Origin of the sequence: Pseudomonas sp. DR208, assembly GCF_019823005.1 — a bacterium.
Lineage (GTDB): Bacteria > Pseudomonadota > Gammaproteobacteria > Pseudomonadales > Pseudomonadaceae > Aquipseudomonas > Aquipseudomonas extremorientalis.
On sequence record NZ_CP081944.1, the window covers coordinates 920,070 to 942,042 of the forward strand.

General features: G+C 63.4%; 20 protein-coding genes. 6 read left to right on the forward strand and 14 right to left on the reverse strand.

Annotated features, from left to right (window positions below):
• Positions 1–149 precede the first annotated feature (149 nt).
• The 10 genes from K5K89_RS03900 to K5K89_RS03945 all read right to left on the reverse strand — a co-directional run bounded on the left by K5K89_RS03900 (position 150) and on the right by K5K89_RS03945 (position 10,715).
• The gene (locus K5K89_RS03900; protein ID WP_222540891.1) at positions 150–1,160 is read right to left on the reverse strand and encodes a FecCD family ABC transporter permease; all 1,011 of its coding nucleotides are present in this window, start codon (positions 1,158–1,160) and stop codon (positions 150–152) included.
• On the reverse strand, positions 1,157–2,104 hold the full coding sequence (locus K5K89_RS03905) for an ABC transporter substrate-binding protein (RefSeq protein ID WP_222540892.1): 948 nt from the start codon (positions 2,102–2,104) through the stop codon (positions 1,157–1,159). Before K5K89_RS03905 ends, K5K89_RS03900 begins: the two co-directional genes overlap by 4 nt.
• A complete protein-coding gene (locus K5K89_RS03910) occupies positions 2,101–2,889 on the reverse strand; it encodes an ABC transporter ATP-binding protein (RefSeq protein ID WP_222540893.1) in 789 nt (262 codons plus the stop codon). Before K5K89_RS03910 ends, K5K89_RS03905 begins: the two co-directional genes overlap by 4 nt.
• On the reverse strand, positions 2,889–4,997 hold the full coding sequence (locus tag K5K89_RS03915) for a TonB-dependent receptor (protein ID WP_222540894.1): 2,109 nt from the start codon (positions 4,995–4,997) through the stop codon (positions 2,889–2,891). Before K5K89_RS03915 ends, K5K89_RS03910 begins: the two co-directional genes overlap by 1 nt.
• 151 nt (positions 4,998–5,148) lie before the next feature.
• Positions 5,149–6,531, reverse strand: a complete 1,383-nt coding sequence (locus K5K89_RS03920; protein ID WP_222540895.1) for a PepSY-associated TM helix domain-containing protein — start codon at positions 6,529–6,531, stop codon at positions 5,149–5,151.
• 125 nt (positions 6,532–6,656) lie between these two features.
• Complete coding sequence (locus K5K89_RS03925) at positions 6,657–8,726, reverse strand: TonB-dependent copper receptor (RefSeq protein ID WP_071491617.1); 2,070 nt, start codon at positions 8,724–8,726, stop codon at positions 6,657–6,659.
• 93 nt (positions 8,727–8,819) lie between these two features.
• Positions 8,820–9,209 carry a DUF2946 domain-containing protein gene (locus K5K89_RS03930; protein WP_071491616.1) on the reverse strand — a complete coding sequence of 130 codons (390 nt, stop codon included), beginning with the start codon at positions 9,207–9,209 and terminating at the stop codon, positions 8,820–8,822.
• A gap of 11 nt (positions 9,210–9,220) precedes the next feature.
• Complete coding sequence (locus K5K89_RS03935) at positions 9,221–9,703, reverse strand: copper chaperone PCu(A)C (protein ID WP_222540896.1); 483 nt, start codon at positions 9,701–9,703, stop codon at positions 9,221–9,223.
• A 47-nt stretch (positions 9,704–9,750) separates the two neighbouring features.
• Entirely contained in the window at positions 9,751–10,146 is a 396-nt protein-coding gene (locus tag K5K89_RS03940; protein WP_071491614.1) for a DUF2946 domain-containing protein, read from the reverse strand.
• Positions 10,147–10,421: 275 nt separating this feature from the next.
• Positions 10,422–10,715 (reverse strand): hypothetical protein, encoded by a 294-nt coding sequence (locus K5K89_RS03945; RefSeq protein ID WP_222540897.1) that lies wholly within the window; start codon positions 10,713–10,715, stop codon positions 10,422–10,424.
• A gap of 101 nt (positions 10,716–10,816) precedes the next feature.
• Here K5K89_RS03945 and K5K89_RS03950 point away from each other — a divergent pair, with 101 nt between their 5' ends.
• The gene (locus tag K5K89_RS03950) at positions 10,817–11,023 is read left to right on the forward strand and encodes a DUF6124 family protein (protein ID WP_222540898.1); all 207 of its coding nucleotides are present in this window, start codon (positions 10,817–10,819) and stop codon (positions 11,021–11,023) included.
• Positions 11,024–11,141: 118 nt separating this feature from the next.
• Here the strand turns inward: K5K89_RS03950 and K5K89_RS03955 are convergent, their stop codons facing one another.
• Together K5K89_RS03955 and cbiE are read right to left on the reverse strand one after the other, a co-directional pair.
• Positions 11,142–11,861: a cobalt-precorrin-6A reductase gene (locus K5K89_RS03955; RefSeq protein ID WP_071491611.1), complete on the reverse strand. Its 720-nt coding sequence runs from the start codon at positions 11,859–11,861 to the stop codon at positions 11,142–11,144.
• Positions 11,858–13,063 carry a precorrin-6y C5,15-methyltransferase (decarboxylating) subunit CbiE gene (gene cbiE, locus K5K89_RS03960; RefSeq protein ID WP_222540899.1) on the reverse strand — a complete coding sequence of 402 codons (1,206 nt, stop codon included), beginning with the start codon at positions 13,061–13,063 and terminating at the stop codon, positions 11,858–11,860. The genes K5K89_RS03955 and cbiE overlap by 4 nt, the downstream gene beginning before the upstream one ends.
• A gap of 38 nt (positions 13,064–13,101) precedes the next feature.
• Between cbiE and cobG the strand changes: the two genes are divergently transcribed.
• The 5 genes from cobG to K5K89_RS03985 all read left to right on the forward strand — a co-directional run bounded on the left by cobG (position 13,102) and on the right by K5K89_RS03985 (position 18,451).
• Complete coding sequence (gene cobG, locus K5K89_RS03965; RefSeq protein ID WP_222540900.1) at positions 13,102–14,448, forward strand: precorrin-3B synthase; 1,347 nt, start codon at positions 13,102–13,104, stop codon at positions 14,446–14,448.
• On the forward strand, positions 14,441–15,067 hold the full coding sequence (locus tag K5K89_RS03970) for a precorrin-8X methylmutase (protein WP_071491608.1): 627 nt from the start codon (positions 14,441–14,443) through the stop codon (positions 15,065–15,067). The genes cobG and K5K89_RS03970 overlap by 8 nt, the downstream gene beginning before the upstream one ends.
• A complete protein-coding gene (locus K5K89_RS03975) occupies positions 15,067–15,798 on the forward strand; it encodes a precorrin-2 C(20)-methyltransferase (RefSeq protein ID WP_071491607.1) in 732 nt (243 codons plus the stop codon). The genes K5K89_RS03970 and K5K89_RS03975 overlap by 1 nt, the downstream gene beginning before the upstream one ends.
• Positions 15,798–17,435, forward strand: coding sequence for a precorrin-3B C(17)-methyltransferase (cobJ, locus tag K5K89_RS03980; RefSeq protein WP_222540901.1), 1,638 nt, complete (start codon positions 15,798–15,800; stop codon positions 17,433–17,435). Before K5K89_RS03975 ends, cobJ begins: the two co-directional genes overlap by 1 nt.
• Positions 17,436–17,671: 236 nt before the next feature.
• Positions 17,672–18,451 (forward strand): hypothetical protein, encoded by a 780-nt coding sequence (locus K5K89_RS03985; RefSeq protein ID WP_222540902.1) that lies wholly within the window; start codon positions 17,672–17,674, stop codon positions 18,449–18,451.
• Here K5K89_RS03985 and K5K89_RS03990 read toward each other — a convergent pair.
• Together K5K89_RS03990 and K5K89_RS03995 are read right to left on the reverse strand one after the other, a co-directional pair.
• Positions 18,448–19,044 carry a MarC family protein gene (locus tag K5K89_RS03990; RefSeq protein WP_003171467.1) on the reverse strand — a complete coding sequence of 199 codons (597 nt, stop codon included), beginning with the start codon at positions 19,042–19,044 and terminating at the stop codon, positions 18,448–18,450. The two genes, K5K89_RS03985 and K5K89_RS03990, sit on opposite strands and share 4 nt — an antisense overlap.
• A gap of 116 nt (positions 19,045–19,160) precedes the next feature.
• A complete protein-coding gene (locus K5K89_RS03995) occupies positions 19,161–21,932 on the reverse strand; it encodes a hybrid sensor histidine kinase/response regulator (RefSeq protein ID WP_222540903.1) in 2,772 nt (923 codons plus the stop codon).
• Positions 21,933–21,973: the final 41 nt, after the last annotated feature.

Consider the following 21,973-nt stretch of genomic DNA (forward strand, 5'->3'; position numbering starts at 1 on the left):
ACAAAGTCGAGGAGGTGATTGCAAGCGCTGTGCCTAGTCGGGAAAAGGCATGAAATAGTCGCCTGGCCGCGTGTTGCGCTCGGGTTGCGCACCATCAAATGGCAGGGCTGCGTGCCAGGTGCATCGCTGTGCGCTACAACGGGGCGCGGTCAGCGCTTGCGCATCAGGCCGATGAAAAACAACCCGCCGATGGCCGCCGTGGCGACACCAATGGGCAGGTCTTCAGGGGCGATCAGCGTGCGGGCGGCCACGTCGACCCAGACCAGGAACAGACTGCCCAGCAGCACGCAGATCGGCAGCAGGCGGCGATGCTCGGCACCGACGAGACGCCGGGCGATGTGCGGCACCATCAGCCCTACAAAACCGATGGAGCCGCTGATGGAGACCAGCACACCGGTCATCAATGAGGCCACCAGGAACACCTTCAGCCGCACGGTGCGGGCGTTCAGGCCGAGGGTCACGGCGGTCTGTTCGCCGGCCATCAGCGCGTTCAACGGGCGTGCCATGCCCAGCAGCACCAGAAGTCCCAGCAGTACCGTCAGCGCCGGAATCGCCAGCAGCTCCCAGCGCGCCAGGCCGAGGCCGCCGAGCATCCAGAACATCACCGCCGAGGCGGCGCGATGGTCGCCCATGAACAGCAGCAGATTGGCCGCCGCCATCATCACAAAGGACACCGCCACACCGCACAGCAACAGACGATCGCTTTCCAGGCGACCGTTGCGACTGGCCACGGCCAACACCACCAGCATGCTCGCCAATGCCCCGACAAACGCGGCGATGGGCAAGGTCAGCAGGCCGATGACTTCGCCCACATGCAGCACCACGATCACCGCGCCCAGGGTGGCGCCGGACGTGACACCAAGCAGGTGCGGATCGGCCAGCGGGTTGCGCGTGACCGCCTGCAACACCGCGCCGATCAACGCCAGCCCGGCGCCCACCAGCGCGCCGAGCAGCATGCGCGGTACACGGATCAGCCACACGATATGTTCCTGCCCGGCCGGCCAATTCACTTCACCGATGCCGAGCGCTTTGTACAGCAGGATGCGCCACACGACGTCCACTGGCACCCGTGCCGGGCCGAAGCCCAGCGAGAGCACGCAGGAGACCAGCAGCACCGCGCCAAGCGCGGCGAGCAGCAGCCCATAGCGACGGGTGATCATTCGCCGTGGAACCCCTTGGCCAGGGTTTCCACCGCCATCACGTTGTCGATACCCGGCGTGGCCTGCACGTAAGGGATCACGATAAAGCGCTGGTTGCGGATCGCATCCACCGCTTGCAGCGCCGGGTTGTTGAGCAGGAATTGCTCCTTCTGCTCGGCAGTGACTTCGCTGTAGTCGACGATCACGATCACCTGCGGGTTGCGCTCCACCACGGTCTCCCAGTTGACCCGGGTCCAACTGGCGTCGATGTCATCGAGAATGTTGCGCCCGCCCGCCGCGTCGATCAGCGCCTGGGGCATGCCCAGGCGGCCGGAGGTCATGGCGCGGTCTTCACCGCTGTCGTAGAGGAACACCCGGGGCTTGTCGGCGGGCAGGTCCTGTTGCACCTCGGCGACCTGCGCCTGCATCTGCGTGATCAAGGCATTGGCGCGGTCCTGCACATCGAAAATCCTGCCCAGGTTGCGCAGGTCGTTATAAGTGTCTTCCAGGGTCGCGGCCGGGCGCTTCATCACGAAGGCGCAGGATTCGGTCAGCTCATACACGTTGATGCCCAAGGGTTGCAGCGTGCTTGGCGTGAGGTCGCCGCCCACGCGCATGCCGTAGTCCCAGCCGGCGAAGAAGAAATCCACATTGGCGTTGAGCAGGGTTTCCACCGAGGGATACTTGCTCGCTAGCTCCGGCAGGCCGTCGAGCAGCCCGGCCATTTCCGGCGTGACCGACTTCCAGCCGGTAACGCCGCTGTAACCGGCCATGCTCGGTTTGAGGCCAAGGGCGAGCATCATCTGGGTCATGTTGATGTCGTGGCTGACCGCGTGTTTCGGCGCTTCGTGGAAGGTCACGTCGCGGTTGCAGCTCTTGATGGTCACCGGGTAGTGGGTCGCTTCGGCGAGTGCCCCGGTGGCATTGAACAACAAGGTAGTGGCAAGCAGCGAACGCAGGATCATGGTTGGGTTATCCAGGTGATTCGGGGGTAGCCGGACAGCGGGTGGGGATCGACCAACGCTTCGACGCCAAACACATCGCGCAGCAGTTCGCGGGTCAGCACCTCATGGGGCGTGCCGCTGGCGACGATGCGCCCGTGGTTGATCACATACAGGCGATCGCAGAAGGCGGCGGCCAGGTTGAGGTCGTGAATGCTCGCCAGGGTGCCGATGTGCAGGCGCTTGACCAGCCGCAGCAGCTCCAGTTGGTAGCGCGGGTCGAGGTGGTTGGTCGGCTCGTCGAGGATCAGCAATTGCGGTTGCTGGGCCAGGGCGCGGGCCAGGATCACACGTTGCTTTTCACCCCCGGACAGGGTGGCGAAAGCGTGATCCTCGAAGCCGTGCATGCCGACTGACGCCAGTACCTGGTGGATCAACTGCCGGTCGTGCAGCGTGTCGCCGTCGAACAGGCCCTTGTGCGGCGTACGGCCCATGGCGACCACTTCATCGACGCGCAGGCCGAACGCATCCGGGAACTCCTGCAGCACCACGGCAATGCGTTGCGCGCACCATTTCGAACTCTGTTTCCACACGTTCTGATGGTCGAGCAAAACGTCGCCGCACGCCGGTTTGCTGAACCGGTAGGCGCAGCGCAACAGGCTGGTCTTGCCGCTGCCGTTAGGCCCGATCAGGCCGACGAACTCTCCCGCACCGACTTGCAGGCTGGCGTCACGCAGTTGGAACTGGTGATGACAATGGTCATGCCCCGGCGGGGTCCAGGCCAGGTCGCTGAGGGTGAGTGCGGTCATCAGAAGGTGTAGTCCGCCGTGACAAAGAACGAGCGTGGTTCGCCGAGGATCCACTGCTGGCCGTCGTTGTATTGGCTGACGGCGTAGGTGCGGTCGAACAGGTTGTTCAACTGCAGGCCCAGGGTGGTGTTGCGCAGGGCTTTCCACGACACGGTGGCATCGACCACGGTGTAGCTGGGCAACTCATTCTGGTTGGCCATGTCGGCATAACGTGCATCCACATAACGCACACCGGCACCGGCGCGGATATCGTCGGTCACCGCCTTGCTCAGCCACAGGTTGGCGGTGCGACGTGGGACGTCCACCGGGCGGTTGCCGTCGCGGGACACCTGCACGCCGTTGACGTCCTGTTTGAAGTCGTCGTACTGCGCATGCACGATGGCCGCGTTGGCTTGCAGTTGCCAGGCGTGGGGCAGTTGCAGGTCGAGGCTGGCTTCCAGGCCACGGGAGGATTGCTGGCCGACTTGCTGCTGCAGGCTCGGGTTGCCCGGCACGTCGGTGAGCAGTTTCTTTTTGACGATGTGATACGCCGCCAACGTCCATTCGCCGCGCTGGTCCCAGAAGGCCTGTTTGATGCCGATCTCGGTCTGCCTGGCCGTGGACAGGTCGAACTGCTGCTGGCCCGGGCTCAGGGAAATCAGGCCACCGACGCCGTCGGTGCTGGTGGCGTACTGGCCATAGACCGAGGTGTCGGGCGTGATCGCGTAGACCAGGCCCGCCTTCCAGTTATTGCCGGTAAGGGTCTTGTCGGACTGGCTGCCGGTGCGCAGGTCATCACGGTCGATGTGCGCGTAGTCGCGGCGGATGCCGGTGATCAGCGACAGTTGGTCGGTGAGTTGCAGGCGGTTTTCCGCGAAGCCGGCGACGGTTTTGGTGGTGCTGGCGAACAGCGGCTTGAACGGGTCGTTGCTGGCGAACTGGCCCGGCGCGGGGTGGTTCACGTCGATGGGTTGGCCGCTGGTAAACGTGTCGGTAAACGGCGAGTTACTGGCCAGGCGGAAGCGGATACGGTTGTATTCCACGCCGGTCACGGTCTGGCTGTCGAGGCCGAACAGGCTGTGCTTGAAGGTGAAGGTCTGGCGGTCGCCCACCTGTTCCTGGTTGTGCTTGATGCCATAGTTGCCGCTGCGGGTCAGTTGGCCGCCGATGAAGTTGTAGTTCTCCGCGTTCTGCCAGCGACGCTGGTTTTTCAGGTAATACAGCTCGTTGGTGGCGCTGACGCTGTCGTTGATCTGCCACTCGCTGGTCAGGCGTGTCCACTGGTCGTTGTAGTGCTGGGTGTCGTTGCTGACGTTGTAGTTCTTGTCGCGCAGGCCCTTGTGCAACTGGCCGTTGATCAGCGGCGTGCCGAAGTAGTTCTGCGGGCGCTGGTCGCCGTAGTCGCTGGCGAAAGTGAAGCTCAGGTTGTCTGCCGCCTGCCAGCGCAGGGCACCGCTGACGAAGTCGCTGCTGGAGTCGCCGCGGTCGATAAAGCCGTTGCTGCGCAGGCGATTGAGGTTCAGACGGTAGCTCAGGGTGTCGGTCAGCGAGCCGCCGCTGTCCACGGCTTGTTGCTGGCGATCATACGAGCCGTAGCCGAGGCGGATGTGGTTTTCGATCTCGCCCTCGAAAGGCTTTTTCGGCACGGTGTTGATCACCGCACCGGTGGCGCCTTCGCCGTACAGCACCGAGGCCGGGCCGCGCAGTACGTCGACGCGCTCCACCGACCAGGTGTCCACCGGGAAGGTCGAGGTGCCCATGCCCATGTACATGCGGTTGCCGTCATACAACTGCATCACCGAGCCCTGGCCGGTAAAACCCCGGGCCGACAACGAGGTGCCGCCGTCGCCCGGCGTGCCGGTGCGGCTGATGCCGGTGGCGCGGGAAATCGCGTCCTGCACACTGGCGTCGCCGCGTTCGCGGATCTGCACGCCGGTCTGGCTCTCGACGCTGCCGGGGGTTTGCAGGGCGCTGAGGTTCAGGCGCGAGCCGGCGGTGGTCGGGGTCTTGAGGTCGACGTGGTCATCGTCCACGGCAGGTGCAGTGACGGGGCTGGCGGGCAGAGTCAGGGCCTGGGCGCTGGTATGCAGGGCGAGCAGGCACAGGCCGGACGCGAGGTACTTGTTCATCGGACGAAAAAATCTTCTTGAAGGCAGTGCTCGCCGCTGGGCGCGGCGAGCTGGAGTAAGCAGAAAGTGTTATAAGTTAACACTTTATGCGGCGTGGGCGAAAGCCCGCGTAAGACTACATAACGCCTCTATGTAGGGCATCTCGCCGACTTCATGTCGAACCTGAGGCAGATTCACGTTGTGCGAACAGCCGCGCCAACACCAGTCGGTCCAGCACCCACACCACGATCAACGACGCACCCACCAGCGGGAAAATGATCGCCAGCCCGAACATGATCACCATCGCGGTTTTCCATTTCGGCAGGTAGTGGCGCAGCGGCGGCACGCCCAGCCCGCCCACCGGACGACGTTTCCACCAGATCACCACGCCGCTGACCGCGCTCAGCAGGATCATCAGGCAGATCAGCAGCACGATCAGCTGATTGACCCAGCCGAACATCTTGCCTTCGTGCAGCATCACGCCGGTCTCGGTGGCGCGCGCCACCAGGTTGTAATGCTCCCAGCGCACATCGGCGAGGACCTTGCCTGTGTACTGGTCGACGTGCAGGGTAGCGTCGTTGCGTGGGTCGTTGGCGAACACTGCGACGGTGAACACACCTTCGGCGGTGGTGGGGAAGGTGATGCTGTAGCCGGGCTCGACGTGGCGTGCGTTGGCCAGGTCGACCACCTGTTGCAGGCGCACTTTGGGTGCAGCGGGAGCGGCGTGCATGGCGCCGTGGTTCATATGCTCGGCGTGGTCGCCGGACATCGGTATCGGCGTGTTCTCCATGGCCCAGGGCACGGTCTGTTGGCTGGCGGTATTGAGGCTGCGCGCCTGCTGGTCGGACTGCGGCACGTTGTTCCACATCGCCGCTGGAAAGCGATTCCACAGCTCGGCGTACTGCTTGCCCCAGAAGCCGGTCCAGGTCATGCCGCTGAGCAGCATCACCAGCAACAGCGAGGCGCCCCAGAAACCGGTGACCGCATGCAGGTCGCGCCAGAACACCCGGCCACGGGTGGTGAAGCGTGGCCATAGAACACCGGCTGATGACTTGCCGCGCGGCCACCACAGGTACAGGCCCGACACCACCAGCATAACGCCCCAACCGGCGGCGAGTTCTACAAGACGGTCGCCGACCGTGCCGATCATCAGCTCGCCATGCAGCGCGCGGGCGATGGCTTGCAGGTTGTATTTGGCATCCTGCTCGCCGAGGACCGTGCCGCGATAGGGGTCGACAAAGACCGTCACTTCGCGGCCGTCCTGATGCGTCACGAATTGCGCGCTGCTGGTGGCGTCGGCGGGGGGCAGGTATTTGCTGATCGCGGCCTTGGGGTAGGCCGCCTGGGCGCGTTGCAGTTGCTCGTCGGCGCTCAGGGCGTGCGCGGCGCTCTGCACCTTGAGCAGGTCGCCGTACATCAGCGGGTCGAGCTGGGGTTTGAACAGGTAGATGATGCCGGTCAGGGCCAGCAGCACCATGAAAGGGGCGACGAAGAGCCCGGCGTAGAAGTGCCAGCGCCAGGCCAGGTTGTAGAAGGATATTTTTTGAGTGCTCATCATTGGGCTCCGCAAGGCTTTGAGTTTTTTGTGTCTGGTCGGCCGTCATCGGGGGCAAGCCCCCTCCCACATTTGATGGTGTTCACAACATCAAAAGTGTGGGAGGGCGCTTGCCCGCGATGCTCTTAGAAGCTCATGTCGACTTTGGTCCAGAGTGTTCGGCCTGGCTCCTTGATGGCTTGCGGGTCACTCGCCGGGTAGCCGAACCCGGCGTTGCCGGCCAGGTTCAGGTGTTCGGCATAGGCCTTGCCGAACAGGTTGTCGACGCCGGTGCTGACCTTGAAGTGCTTGTTGATGCGGTACGCCGCGTTCAGCGAGAACACGCCAAAGCCGCCGCTCTTGTCGTAGTCCTTGCCGACCACATTGCCTTTGTTCTGGTCGATGCGGTTCTGCGCCGCGACCACACGCCACAACGCACCGGCGCTCCAGTCGTCTTCGCTGTAGGTCAGGCCCAGGCGTGCATCCAGCGGTGGCATTTGCGGCAGCGCCTTGCCGTCGCTGCTGTTCTTGCCCCAGGCGTAGGCGAGGGTGGCGTCGGCTTTCCAGTTGCGCGTCAGATTGTAGGCCGCGCCCAGTTCGCCGCCCATGATGCGGGCGTCGACGTTGCGCGCCTGGGAGGTGGTGCCCATCATCCCGGGCCTGTAGTCGAACAGGATGAAGTCCTGCACCCGGCCGATGTACCCCGAGGCCCAGGCTTCCAGATCGTCGGCTTTGTACTGCGCGCCGAAGTCGAGCTGGGTGGTTTTCTCCGGCTTCACGCCGTCGAAGGCATTCACCGAACCGACCGCGCCGGTGTTGGGGGAAAACAGCTCCCAGTAATCCGGGAAGCGCTCCGAGTGGCCCAGGCCGGCGTAGAGGGTGGTGGGGCTGTCGGCCAGGTCGTGTTCATAACGCACGAAGCCCGAGGGCAGGGTGTCGGCGCGGGTGTCGTCGGCGGTCGGGTTGGGGCGGGTCATCATCCCCGAGCCGCTGGTCTGGCGCAAATCCTTGGCCGAAGCGCGGTCCAGCCGCGCACCGGTGATCAGGCGATCGCGGTCGGCGGCGTACCAGGTCAGTTCGCCGAATACGCCGTAGTTGTGGAAGTTGGCGTCCTTGACCCGGGGCAAGTCCTTGTAGGTGTCGATGCCCATGCTGCTGCGCTGGCGGTGTTCGTTGGTCTGCGCGTCCAGGCCGCCGATCAGTTGCACATCGGCCCAGCGCCAGGTGGCCTTGATACGTGCGCCGAGGGTGCGCCGGTCGACGTTGGACGCCATGGGCCCCGCCATCATGCCGGTGCCGGATGGCGTGCGCAGGCTGTAGTTGTCCATCACGTGGTCGGCGTAGTTGTAATAGACCTGGGCCTCGACCTTATCCAGCACCTCGCCGATATTGGACTTTTCAAAGCGCAGCCCCAGGCTCTCGCGCAGGAACTGCGAACCGTCCATACCGCGCCCGGCATAACGCGCCTCGCCATCGCCACGGCCGGCGGTGAGTTCCAGCAGGGTGTCGGCGTCGGGGGTGAAGCCGACCGCCACATCGCCATTCCATTTGTCATAGCGCGAGGCGACGGTGTCGTTGTTGCCGTCCTTGTAGTCATCGGCGTGGGCCTGGTTGCCGATCACCCGCACGTAGCCCAGCGGCCCGCCGGCAGCAGCGTCGATGACCTTGTCGAAGCGCCCGTTGGAACCGGCCAGCACGCTGGCGTTGAGACGTGTGCCGAGTTCGCCGAACTGCTCCGGCTCGCGCTCGAACAGAATGGTGCCGGCCGATGCGCCCGGGCCCCAGAGCACGGTTTGCGGGCCTTTGATCACGGTGAGCTTGTCGTAGGTCTCGGGCGAGATGTACGAGGTGGGGGCGTCCATACGGCCGGGGCAGGCGCCGAGCATCATGCTGCCGTTGGTGAGGATGTTCAGGCGTGAGCCGAACATCCCGCGCAGCACCGGGTCGCCATTGGTGCCGCCATTGCGCACCAGGGCGAAGCCGGGGATGGTCTTGAGGTAGTCGCCGCCATCGCTGGCGGGCACCGGTTGGCGTGGGTCTTTGGGGTTGGTGATAACGGTCAGCGGTGAGCTGGGGGCGATCGCCGTGATCACGGTGGGCGTCAGCTCATGTTCGGCGTGGTCATCGGCCTGAGCGTGAGGGGCAAGCAGCGCGCCGCACAGGGCAGCGAGCACAGGGGTATATCCCATACGGGAGTCAGCAGGAAACCTGGACATGACACATTCCATCTAGCAATCGTAAACAACACGGCCAGCAGCCTGCGGCTGTCTGTCTAAAGTCGGCCGGTGTGAAGTAACGGTGTTAAGTGCTTACGAAGCGATGGGCGGCGCGCGGCTGCGGGCGCCGGGGAAGATGCTCTGCCGGGCATGGCCCAGGCGTGTGGCGGGGGTGAGGGCGCTGGCGGGCGGCGGGCTGCTCAGGGTGAAGATTGAAACGCCGCCGGGCAGGGCGGGGCAGCTATAGAGCAGGTCGCAATAGCCGCACTTGGACCAGAGGGCGTGGTGTTCGTCAGGCGCCTTGGGGTGATGGGAGGCGCCGTGGTCCATTGGCATGTCCATCGACATACCGGCGTGATGGTCCATCGGCATCGCTTGGGAAATCAGCGGACCGATAAAGATCATCAGCATGGCGAACAGGCTGATCCAACTGCCGCGCTTCATACGCGAATGTGGAGACAACCTGGCGCGAGGGGCGCCCATCGAGTGTCAGCCTATTGGGCGTGCTTGTGCTCGTGGGTGGTCATCGGCGGCACTTTCTGCACCGACACTTCTACCTCGACCTTGCCGGCTTTTTCGAAGGTGAGGGTCAGCGGGAATTGCTTGCCGTCGGCCAGCAGGCTGCGGTCCTTGAGGCCCAGCAGCATCACGTGATACGCCATGGGCGCGAAGGTCAGCTCGCCCTTGGCCGGTACGGCGACGCTGGGCACCTGCTGCATCTTCATCAGGTCGCCCTGCATTACATGCTCATGCAACTCGGCCTTGTCCGCCACGGGGGTGTCGACACTGAGCAGGCGGTCCGGGCTTTCTCCGGTGTTGTGAATCACAAAGTACGCCGCGACGGTTGGCGCATTCGGTGGCAATTCCTGGGACCAGGGATCGCTGACCAGCAGGTCGCCGGCCTTGTAGTCATCGGCATTGGCAGCACTGAACACCGGCAGCAACAACGCAGCCAGAAGCAGGGAAGATTTGAGCATGGCAGTTCTCCAGAACGGTTCTAAACGCAGTTCACTTGCGAAGAAGATCAAGCCGTTGGAGAGGCACGGGGGTTGAGGCTTGGCCATTGCTGACGCGGGGGCGGGCTGTGCAGCCGGGGCGGCGGCAAGCGCTGTGAAGTATTGAATTGGGTGAGATACAACTGCGGCACATGCCCCGGCAACGCCACCAACGGTGCCGAGCCCGAGCAACACCAGCAATGCTGCATGGTGGAATGATCGTCCTGCTGCGGCGCCGGGATCTCCAGCTTGCCCAGGGCGATGGTCTTGAGGCTTGCACCGTTGGACGAGCAGAAACTGCCCCACAACAATTGCCGGACCGGGTCGCTGGACTGTTGCATTGCGCTGGCCATCGGCATGGCAAAGGCGTTGAACAGCACTGCAAGGCAGGCGATCCAGGCAATTGCAAAGCGTTGACGGGCCATGGCGGACAATCCGTAGGGTTAAACGATCAGGCGGGTATTTAGCCTGATCGGTAGGGATAAGTAAAAAGGGGCGGTGTGGTTTGGTGTCGCAGTGACGGGTTTGAGGATAGACGGTTAATCGAGTGGATGCCGATCTTCAAAGCTGCACAGTTCAAATGTGGGAGGGCTGGTGCAACGATTCACTTGCCACCGCTAGCGCCAGCCCAGCCAACAAACCAGTGGCTGACACAGCGCCATCGGGGGCAAGCCCCCTCCCACATTTTTCCAGTGTTCGGCTATCGCTTGGTGTTGAGCCTGCGGGTTGCGCGAGCAATGTCGTCTCTCCCTATTTTGATCAAAGAACCATCGCCTGGGTCCTCTTCGATGCAGGCTTCGAGGAAAGCATCCATATCTTTTTGCGTTAGGAGATAGTCAGCGGCGTCGAAACGAGTGAATCCTGTCTTTCTGTCAGGGAGGTATTGGGCCTTTTCCAGCCATTGGTTTAATCGCGCTGCTACTTCAGGTTCATCCGATTTCAGGGCTTCGGCTTCAACGCTGAGTGCGTCCGCAAACTCGGAATTTGCGATCATGTGTTCGCTAATCGTCTCTTCGGCAGGTCGAGTTGAGGGTGGCTTACAGATCTTGTCAGTAATGGCGAGCCCTCAGGGATGGACCCGTCCGGCTTTTCACCGTGTCCGATGGAATCAGCAGTGAAGACCTTTTGGTCAACCTCAGCGAAACCCTGGCCTCAGCCAATGCGCTGAGTTGTGACATTGCCTTCAACCTGGAAGGCGCACCACGCGAAGCATTGCTCGGCGTCGCGCAGTTGATTGAGCTGGCGCAGTTGCTTGCGGAGCGTGTACACGATGCTGCCGGGCAAACGAAAAGCGCTGCATGATGATGCCGTTCTAAATGTGGGAGGGGGCTTGCCCCCGATGGCGATGGACCCGTCACAGATGTTTAGACTGATACACCGTAATCGGGGCAAGCCCCCTCCCACACTGAATCGATGGTGTTTAGAGAGTGGCAATTGCCTGTAGTACCGCAGGCACAGTAGTGAATTCTCGATCTACCATCGCCAACACCGGCCGCTTCAACACCAGCACCGGCACCCCACGCTCCCGTGCCACCTCCAACTTCGGCTCCGTTGCCGTGCTCCCGCTGTTCTTGCTGATCAGTACATCAATGCCGCGCCGCTCGAACAACGCACGCTCATCCGCAATCAAAAACGGCCCGCGCGCGCCAATCACTTCACACCGCGCATTCCCCGGATACACATCCAGCGCGCGCAGCGTCCAGAACTGCTCCGGCGGGATTTCATCCAGATGCTGCAACGGCTCGCGGCCCAAGGTGAACAGCGGGCGTTTGAAGGGCTTCAACGCTTCAATCAACGAAGCCCAATCACTGACCTCACGCCAGTCATCCCCCGTTTGCGGCTGCCACGCCGGTCGGCGCAATGCCCAGCAAGGCACGCCGCACGCGCGCGCGGCTTCGGCGGCATTGCGGCTGATCTGCGCGGCATATGGATGGGTCGCGTCGACAATCAGCCCAATCCCTTCATCCCGAACAAATCGCGCCAAGCCCTCGGCACCACCATAACCACCGACCCGCACCTGGCAGGTCAGGTCGGTGGGAACGCGCCCAACCCCGGCCAGGCTGTAGATAGGTTCCGGGCCCAGCGTACGAGCAATGGCCAGCGCTTCAGTCACGCCACCCAACAGCAGGATGCGTTTCATAGCGGCTTGACCACTTCCAGCAAGGTAATCGGCAACGCCTGGCGCCACGTATCGAATTCCCCCAACGGCTGCGCCTGCGCCACGTGGATGCGCGTCAGTTCGCCGCCATGCTGGGCACGCCAGTTCATCAGGGTCATTTCGCTTTGCAGGGTCACGGCATTGGCCACCAGCCGACCACCGGGGCGCAGGTGTTGCCAGCAGGTATCGAGCACGCCGTTGCGGGTGACGCCGCCGCCGATGAAGATGGCGTCCGGGGCTTCCAGGCCGCTCAACGCCTCGGGCGCCTTGCCGCGAACCAGTTGCAGCCCGGGCACGCCAAGGGCGTCGCGGTTGTGTTCGATCAGGCCTTGGCGACCTTCATCGGCTTCAATCGCCAACGCGCGGCAGCTCGGGTGCGTACGCATCCACTCGATACCGATGGAACCGCTGCCCGCGCCCACGTCCCACAGCAACTCACCGGGCATGGGGGCCAGGCGGGCGAGGGTCATGGCGCGCACATCGCGCTTGGTCAGTTGGCCGTCGTGCTTGAAGGCTGAGTCGGGCAGGCCTGCCAGGCGCGACAGGCGCGGTGTTGCCCCAGAGGCGACGCAGTCGATGGCGAGCAGATTCAAATCGGCGACGCAGGCGTGCTGCCACTCATCCGCCATACCTTCCACACGCCGCTCATCCGGGCCGCCCAAGTGCTCGAACACGCTCAACCGGCTCTGGCCGAAACCGGACTGCGCCAATAACGAGGCAATCAAGCCAGGACTGCGACCGTCATTGCTCAGCACCAACAAGCGCACGCCACTGGCCAGGTGCGCGTTGATCGCGGCCAACGGTCGGGCCACCACGGACAACGTCACCACGTCCTGCAACGGCCAGCCCAACCGCGCCGCCGCCAGGGACACCGACGAGGGCGCCGGTAAAATCAGCAACTCTTCAGCGGGCACTTGCCGTGCCAGGCTGGCCCCCACGCCATAGAACATCGGATCGCCGCTGGCGAGCACGCACACCGGCTCGCCGCGCCGCGCCAGCACCGGTTCCAGGGAAAACGGGCTCGGCCACACCTGACGCTCGCCACGGATACACACCGGCAACAGGTCCAACTGGCGCTGGCCGCCTATAATCCGCGTGGCGTGCAACAGGGCATGCCGGGCGTTCCTGCCCAGTCCCTTGAAGCCGTCTTCTCCGATGCCTACAACCGTCAGCCAGGGCGACATATGAATTCCTTGAACGACATCCGACGGGCAGGCTTTTCATGCCGCCGGACAAAGCAGGCATAATACCGCGCCTTTACCCACCAACCGGTAGCCCCGTGAACCCAACGCCCGCTGTGAATACCTTGCGCCCCTCGGCTTGTCCGGGGTTGCTGCGCATTGTCCAGGCGTTGGACGGCGGCATTTGCCGGATCAAGTTGGCCGGTGGTTCGATCAGCGCTACACAAGCCCATGCCGTGGCGGACGCGGCCCAGGCCCATGCGGGCGGGGTGATTGAGGCGACCAACCGGGCCAACCTGCAGATTCGCGGGATCGGTGCCCAAGAGCAGGCATTGATCGCCCTGCTACTGGCCGCAGGCCTGGGTCCCGACAACGCCGCCGGCGACGATGTACGCAACCTGATGCTCAGCCCCAGCGCCGGGATCGACCCGCAGATGCTGTTCGACACCCGCCCGTTGGCTGAGCAGATGCTCGCCACCCTGCAAAACCATCCCCGTTTCCATGAACTGTCGGCCAAGTTCGCCGTACAACTGGATGGCGGCGAAGCCCTGGCGATGCTCGAACATCACCACGACCTGTGGCTGTCGGCCTTTATCCGCAATGGCCAGACGCTCCTCGCCTTTGGCCTGGCCGGTTGCCCGGGGCTGGATGCGCCGCTGGCCGCCGTGCCGCTCGAGCAGGGTCATGCGCTGGTGGTGGCCGTGCTGGAGGCGTTCCTCGAACTGGCCGGCCCGGAACAAACCCGCATGCGGCATTTGGCTGTGGATAACTTGCTGGGGCATCTGCGCCTGCCATTGCTGTCGGCTGAAGGCTTCAAACGCCCGCCCAGCGGGGCTTTGCTGCACCTCGGCACTTATCCACAGGTTCAAAGGAATCAGTTCTACGTCGCCGTCATCGCACCCTTGGGGCGCCTGGACGCGACGATGCTCAAAGGCGCCGCACACCTGGCCAGTGAGTACGGCGACGGCACCTTGCGCTTCACCCCTTGGCAAGGCGTGCTGTTGCCCAACATCGAAAAACCGCACGCCGTGACCGAGCGCCTGGCGCAACTGGGCTTCCTTTGCTCCATCGACCAACCCCTGGCGCGCATGACCGCCTGCACGGGTTCCAGCGGTTGCGGCAAGGCCCTGGCCGACACCAAGGCTGACGCCGTGCAACTGGCTGCGCTGAACCCCGGCCATGACGTGCACCTGTCCGGCTGCCCCCGTTCCTGTGCCGCCGCGCATGTCGCGCCGGTCACCTTGCTGGCGGTGAGCCCCGGCCACTACGACCTCTATTTCCGCGAGGCAGCCCAGCCCGGTTTCGGCCGGCTGCACGCGCGCACCCTTTCCATTGAAGCGGCGGGCGCCCTGTTGCGCGCTCGTCCACGGAGCAACACCGATGATTGATTACATCCGCGACGGTCAGGAGATCTATCGCAACTCCTTCGCCATTATTCGCGCGGAAGCCAGGTTGGAGCGCATTCCGGCCGACCTGGAGAAACTCGCGGTGCGGGTGATTCATGCGTGCGGCATGGTCGAGGCCATCGACGGCCTGCAGTTTTCCGAAGGCGCGGGCAAGGCCGGGCGCGATGCGTTGGCCGCTGGCGCGCCGATCCTGTGTGATGCGCGGATGGTCTCCGAGGGTGTGACCCGTGCGCGCCTGCCGGCCAATAACCCGGTGATCTGCACCCTGCGCGACGACAGCGTGCCGGAGCTGGCGCGTGAACTGGGCAACACCCGTTCCGCCGCCGCGCTGGAGCTGTGGCGCCCGCATCTGGAAGGCAGCGTAGTAGTGATCGGCAATGCGCCGACCGCGTTGTTCTACCTGCTGGAAATGCTCGATGCCGGTGCGCCTAAACCTGCCTTGATCCTTGGCTTCCCGGTCGGGTTTGTCGGCGCCGCCGAATCCAAGGCGATGCTGGCGGCGGACAGCCGTGGCGTGCCGTTCGTGATCATGCAGGGCCGCCTGGGCGGCAGTGCGATGGCCGCCGCTGCGGTGAATGCCCTGGCCACGGAGGTCGAATAATGCCGGCACGCGGACGTTTGATCGGCCTGGGCGTAGGCCCCGGCGACCCGGAACTGATCACCCTCAAGGCCCTGCGCCTGCTGCGCGAATCGCCGGTGGTGGCGTACTTCGTGGCCAAGGGCAAGAAGGGCAATGCCTTCGGCATCATCGAAGATCACCTGGTGCCGCAACAGACCTTGATGCCGCTGGTGTACCCGGTGACCACCGAGGTACTGCCGGCGCCGATGTCCTATGAGCAGGTGATCAGCGATTTCTACGACGCTGCCAGTGTCGACGTTGCCGCGCACCTGGATGCCGGTCGCGATGTGGCGGTGATCTGCGAAGGCGACCCGTTCTTCTACGGTTCCTACATGTATCTGCATGACCGACTTGCCGAACGCTACGAAGCGCAAGTCATCCCCGGCGTGTGCTCGATGCTCGGCGGCGCCTCGGTGTTGGGGGCGCCGCTGGTGTATCGCAACCAGAGCCTGTCGGTGCTTTCGGGCGTGTTGCCCCATGAAGACCTGAAGCGCCGCCTGGCCGACGCCGACGCGGCGGTGATCATGAAGCTGGGGCGCAACTTCCCGAAAGTGCGCCTGGTGCTCGAAGAACTCGGCCTGGCCGAGCGTGCCCTCTATGTGGAGCGCGCCACCATGGCCAACCAGAAGATCGTGCCGCTGGATCAGGTCGACCCGGCGTCTTCGCCCTATTTCTCGCTGATCATCGTGCCGGGTGAAAGGTGGCAAGGTTGATGAACCCGGCGATTGTCATTCTGGGCCAGGGCAGCCTGGCCACTGCGCGCAGGATCCAACAGGTTTATCCCGAGGCGCTGATCTACGGTCTTGCTGGACGCGTTGAAGGTGCTGACCAGGCCTACAGCGAGTTCGGCACGACCCTGCGCCAGTTGTACCAGCAAGGCACGCCGCTGATTGCGCTGTGCGCGGCCGGTATCGTGATCCGCACCCTGGCGCCGCTGCTGCTGGAAAAAGGCGAAGAGCCGGCCGTGCTGGCCGTGGCTGAAGACGGCAGCGCCGTAGTGCCGTTGCTGGGGGGCCTTGGCGGTGTAAACGTCATGGCGCGCGAAATTGCTGCCGCGTTGAATGTGGCCGCTGCGATCACCACCAGTGGCGAACTGCGTTTTGGCACCTGCCTGCTCAACCCGCCGCAGGGCTATGAACTGGCCGACCTGGAGTTGGGCAAGCGTTTCGTGTCCGACTTGCTGGCCGGTGAAAACGTGCGCATCGAAGGCGCAGCGCCTTGGCTGGACCAGGCCAACTTGCCGCAGGACCCACAAGCGCGCCTGGCGATTCATGTCGGCAGTGCCGAGCGCCAACCCACCGCCAATGAATTGCTGATCTACCCGAAGACCGTCAGTGTGACCTGCAAACCCGGCGCGCAATTGGCCGAGCGTGTACGCACGGCGTTGCATGAAGCGGGTCTGGCCGTGCAATCCCTGGCGTGCCTGCTGGCCAGCGAAACGCAGATGGCCGAAGCGTCGCTGCATGAGGCGGCGTTGGCGCTGGGTGTGCCGTTGCGTTTTACCAGCGTTTGCCAGGATGCCGATATCGTGGTCAGCGTGGCTGAACAGCCGCTGGAGTTGTCGCAGATCGGTCGTGTTCGTGGCCGCCTTGCCGTGATCGGCCTCGGCCCCGGTGCCGCCGAGTTGATGGTGCCTGCGGTGAAGGCTGAGTTGGCGCGTTGCACCGATGTGCTGGGTTACGAAACCTATGTGCGCATGGCCGGCCCGTTCCGCGATGATCAAGTGCAACACTGCACCGATAACCGCGAAGAAATGCAGCGGGCCCGCCACGCCTTCGAGCTGGCGGCCCAAGGTCGCTCGGTGGTGGTGGTGTCCTCCGGTGACCCGGGTGTGTTCGCTATGGCGGCTGCGGTGATCGAGGCGCTGCACGAATCCAGCGATCCGGCCTGGCATCAGGTCGACCTGGAAATCCTGCCCGGGGTCTCGGCCAGCCTGGCCACTGCCGCCCAGGCGGGCGCACCGCTGGGCCATGACTTCTGCGTGATGTCGCTGTCGGATAACCTCAAACCCTGGTCGATCATCGAAAAACGCCTGGACCTCGCGTCCCAGGCCGACCTGGCCTTGGCGTTCTACAACCCGATCTCGCGTGCGCGGCCGTGGCAACTGGGGCGTGCCCTGGAAATCATCGCCCTGCATCGCACGCCGCAAACGCCGGTGGTGCTGGGCCGCGATATCGGTCGCCCGGGGCAGACCCTGCGTGTCACCACGCTGGGGCAACTGACGCCGGATCAAGTGGACATGCGCACCATGGTGTTGATCGGCTCGTCTACCACCTGCACATTTCCCCGTGCCGGTGGTGGCGAATGGGTCTACACACCTCGCTGGTACGGTGAAAAACCCGCTTCCTGAAAACGGTCTGTCGGTTGCCTGAAAGCGCCGAATAGCCCAGGGATTTTTCTGGCGTTATTCGGCGTTTTTTCTTTTTTTTACAACGAAATATGGAGGCAAGCCGGTCATGCCGCATTATTGCTGGGCGTTACGGTTTAACGCGTTGCGCCAAGGGATGTTTATCGCCTGGAAAGCCCATCGGCCGGTGAACTAGGGTGGACACAAGCCCCACGTTGGGGTGCTTGTGGAGAATCAAAATGGAGCGACATCACAGACGGATCAACACTACAAAAAGGCGCAAGTTGATTGCCGCCTACACATTACCGGGCGCGTCAGGCAAGCACGCAGCTGTACCGCTGGACACCGAAGATGACTTCAACGCAGCCGTGGTCAACAACGGCGTGATTTCGTTTGCCGAAGGCCTGTCGGGTCTGAAGCGAGAATATGTCCGTAAGAGTTATTTACTGGCCAGCAGTTACGTCAGCGATGTATTGAAAATACACCGCGGTACCGAGGACTGGTACGACGAATTCATCAAGGTGATGGTCAGCCTGGGATGGCTCCCGGTGCGCAGCAGCTTCGAGCGGGTCTCACGTTCGGGCAAGGGGCTGACCGTGCAGCTGGCGGCGCTGAATCTTATTGCCACGCTGTTGGCTTCCACGTCCTTGTCCGCACCGCTGCTGGGCATGCTGCCGAAACTGGCGGCCGATGCATTGGAGGCGTTGAAGCAGACGCCGGCGTCTTTTGAATTGTTCAAACGCAACAGCTCGGTGCACCAGGGCGGTGATTTCGGCCTGGCCTCTTGTGCCGAAATCGATGGCGAATTGACGATGGTGCTGGTGACCTACAGCACTCACGGCGTGAGCAAACAGACAGGGCTGCCCTTCCTGGAGTGGGACAGCTCCTCGTTCGAGGCCTTCAGCGGGCAGACGTGCCTGGTGCTCAATACCTCGGTGATCAATGAAAAGACGATCCAACTGATGCGCGAGAGCGCGGGGGACAAGGTACAACTGGCAATTGCCAAATACCGGATCTAGGGCACCAGGTAGCCGCGCACGCCGGTAAAGATGATTTGTGCGGCCAGGGCACACACGAACAATCCCATCAACCGACTGACAATCTGCAAGCCCTGGTCACCGAGGATGCGTTCGATACGGTTGGACAGGTACAGCACCACGCCCACCGTGAGGCTGGCCAGGGCGATGCTGAGGATAGCGGTGAGCTTGTCATCCCAGTGCGGTTGGCTGACGCCCATCACCAGCAGCGCACCGATGGTGCCGGGGCCGACCGTGAGGGGGATGGTCAGCGGCACGATGGTCACATCCTGCTGCACGTTGTCGGTCTGTACGGCCGACTTGCCCTGGGCCATGCCCAGGGCGGAAATGAACAGCACACTGCCGGCGCCGATGCGGAAGGCGTCGACGGTGATGCCGAACACACTGAAAATCACCCGGCCGAACAGGTAGAGCAACACGCTCGAGACCAGGGTCGCCAGCGCCACCTTCCACGCCAGGCGCCGCCGCTCTTTGCTGGAATAACCACGAGTCAGGCTGATAAAGCAGGACAGCACGAAGAACGGGCTGTAGAGCACCAGCATTTTCAGGTAGACGCTGAATAACACGTGGAGCATGGGGGGCGGCTCGCAGGAGGAAAGTGTGGAGAGTCTATCAGGCGAAAGAGATCAAAGGCGGGAGGGGCGGTGCGACGATTCGACTTGCCCCTCCTACATTTGACTGCATTTCAAGTTCAGGAAGGTGCGTGTTCTGGGCGCTGTTGCCGCTGGGCGACCCAGAATTCCACCAGCTCGCGCAACTGTGACAACTCCACCGGCTTGGCCATATGCCCATCCATCCCGGCCTGGCGCGCACGTTCCTTGTGCTCCGACAGAATGTGCGCGGTCAACGCCACCACCGGCGTGCGGATGCGCTGGTGGCTGACTTCCCACGCGCGCAGTTGCTGGGTCGCCGAGAAACCATCGAGGATCGGCATTTCACAGTCCATCAACACCAGGTCATAACGCTGGGCCTTCATCGCCTCCAGCGCTTCCTCGCCGTTGCTGGCGGTGTCCGGGTCGAGGTTGAGCTTGCCGAGCATGCCGCGGATCACCTTGGTGGAGATGCTGTTGTCTTCGGCTACCAGGATGCGGAAATCCGCCGGCACGGTGATGGCGGCCGGAGTGCTGAGGACCGGACGTGGCGGCACGTTGCCTTTGCTGCGCTGGGTCAGTTCGTCGGCCAGGGTGGTCTTGAGCGTATAGCCGGCCACCGGTTTGGCGAGGATGCGCTTGATCCCGCAATTGCGCGCAATGATCTTGCTCGGCGCGTTGCTGATGCCGGTAAGCATGATCAGCAGGATGTCGTGGTTCAGGCTCGGGTCTTCCTTGATCTTCGCCGCCAGTTGCATGCCGGTCATGCCGGGCATGTTCTGGTCCAGCAGCACCACGTCGAAGTAGTCGCGCAGGTGCGCCTTGGTGCGCAGCAACGCCAGGGCTTCCTTGCCCGAGGGCACGGCGCTGACGTTGAGGCCCCAGGCGGAACATTGTTGCACCAGCACTTTGCGGCAGGTGTCGTTGTCGTCCACCACTAGCACGCGCGCGCCTTTGAGCGGGCCGTCGAGGTCGGAGGTCGGGTGTTCCAGGCGCTCCGGGTCCAGCGGCAGGGTCAGCCACAGGGTGCTGCCCTGGTGGCTGCCGCTCTTGATGCCGAACTCGCCGTTCATCAACAGGATCAACTGGCGGGCGATGACCAGGCCCAGGTGGCCATTCAGCCGGGTGGCCGAGAAGAAATTCTTGCTGTGCAGCTCACTGTGCAGCAGGGCGTCGCGCTCTGAGGCTTCCATGGGCAGGCCGCTGTCCTGCACGGCAATGCGCAGGCGTGGCTTGGTGCTGCGGTCGTCCAGGGCCACCACGATCAACACTTCGCCTTCGTCGGTCTTTTGCAGGGCGTTTTCCAGCAGGCTCAACATGGCCTGGCGCAGGCGCGTCGGGTCGCCGCTGATCACGCGGGGCACCTGGGGCTGGATAAAGCTGATCAGTTCGACATTCTGCTGCTCGGCCTTGGCGCGGAAGATACTCAGGCAGTCTTCGATCAGCGCATTGAGGTCGAATTGCACATCGTCCAGTTCGATCTGGCCGGATTCGAGCTTGGAGATATCGAGGATTTCATTGATCAGCGTAAGCAGTTCGTTGCCGGCGCTGTGGATGGTCTGCACGTAGTCGCGCTGTTTCACCGACAGCGGCGTACCCAACAGCAGTTCGGTCATGCCCAGCACACCGTTCATGGGGGTGCGGATTTCGTGGCTGATCTTGGCGAGGAACTCGGCCTTGGCCGCGATTTCGGCATTGCTCGCCGCCAGGTCGCGGCTGAGGCTGAAACGCGCCTCGACAATCGCACGCTGGCGTTCGCCCAACGCCAGGCTCATCAGCAGGCCGCTCAGGCAGATAAACGCCAGCAGCGTGACGATCAGGCCCTGGGGCGAGACCATCGTCAGGCCCAGCAACGCTGGCAGGATGATCAGCGTACCGATGTTGAACACCACCATCGCCACCACGAACAGGCGTGCCGGGCGGTAGCCTTTCTGCCAGTGATAGGCCGAGACAAACAGCATGCTCAAGCCGGCCAGGGCCACCAGGGCGTAGGTGATGATGTTCAGCGGCAGGGTGTTGACGAACAACAACAGCAGGCCGCACAGCACGATGAACAGGATGTCCGCCATCAACAGCTTGTTCAGCGGGTGCGGGCCCAGGGGCATGAAGAACCGGTAGGCAAACATCAGCCCGCACGGCGCGGTGAGCAATAGCGCCAGGTAGGCGCCGGGCGTCTGGATCGCATGCCAGTTCGGCAGCCATGGGCCCACCAGGTTGAGTAGCAGCGCCAGGCTGAGCATCAGCAGCACTTCGCAGGCCGCCAGCCACAGGCTGCTGCGCGAGCGGTGGTAGGCAAAGCGCGTGAGGTTGTGCAGGATCAGCATCAACAGGCAGCCGAACAGCAGGCCGTAGATCAGCGTCTGGGTCTGGTCGGCGGCGGCGAGCACGGCCGGTTCCAAGGTGATGTAGGGGCGCAGCTCGTGTTCCGAGACCAGGCGCAGGTAGACCTCGAGGGGGTTCTGGCTCTGGGGCATCGGCAGCATGAAGTCACTGCTGGGCAACGGCCGTTCAGCCTGGGGCTGGCGTGTGCCGGTGCTCTGTTGTTCCACCAGGGTGTCGCCGTCCAACACGTAGAGGCTCAGGTGCGACAGGTCCGGGGCGAATACCCGCAGCACTTGTTCGTGCTTGCCGGGTTGCAGCTTGAAACGTACCCACAACGCACCGTCCGGTTCCGCGGCGGTAATGCGGTCCAGTTCGATGGGGCTGAATTGGTTGGTGTAGCGCGAGGAACGGATGTCGCTCAGTTGCAGGTCGGCCTGTTCATCAAGCAATACTGCCCAGCCACTGCCTTGCGCGGCGGCCTGGGCCGGGAACAAGCAGAGCAGTGTCAGCAGAGTGACAGTGAAACCTATGGCGATCCTGAGCCAGCGCACGGCGAAATCCCTTCGTAGGTTGATGCACGGTTAACTATGCG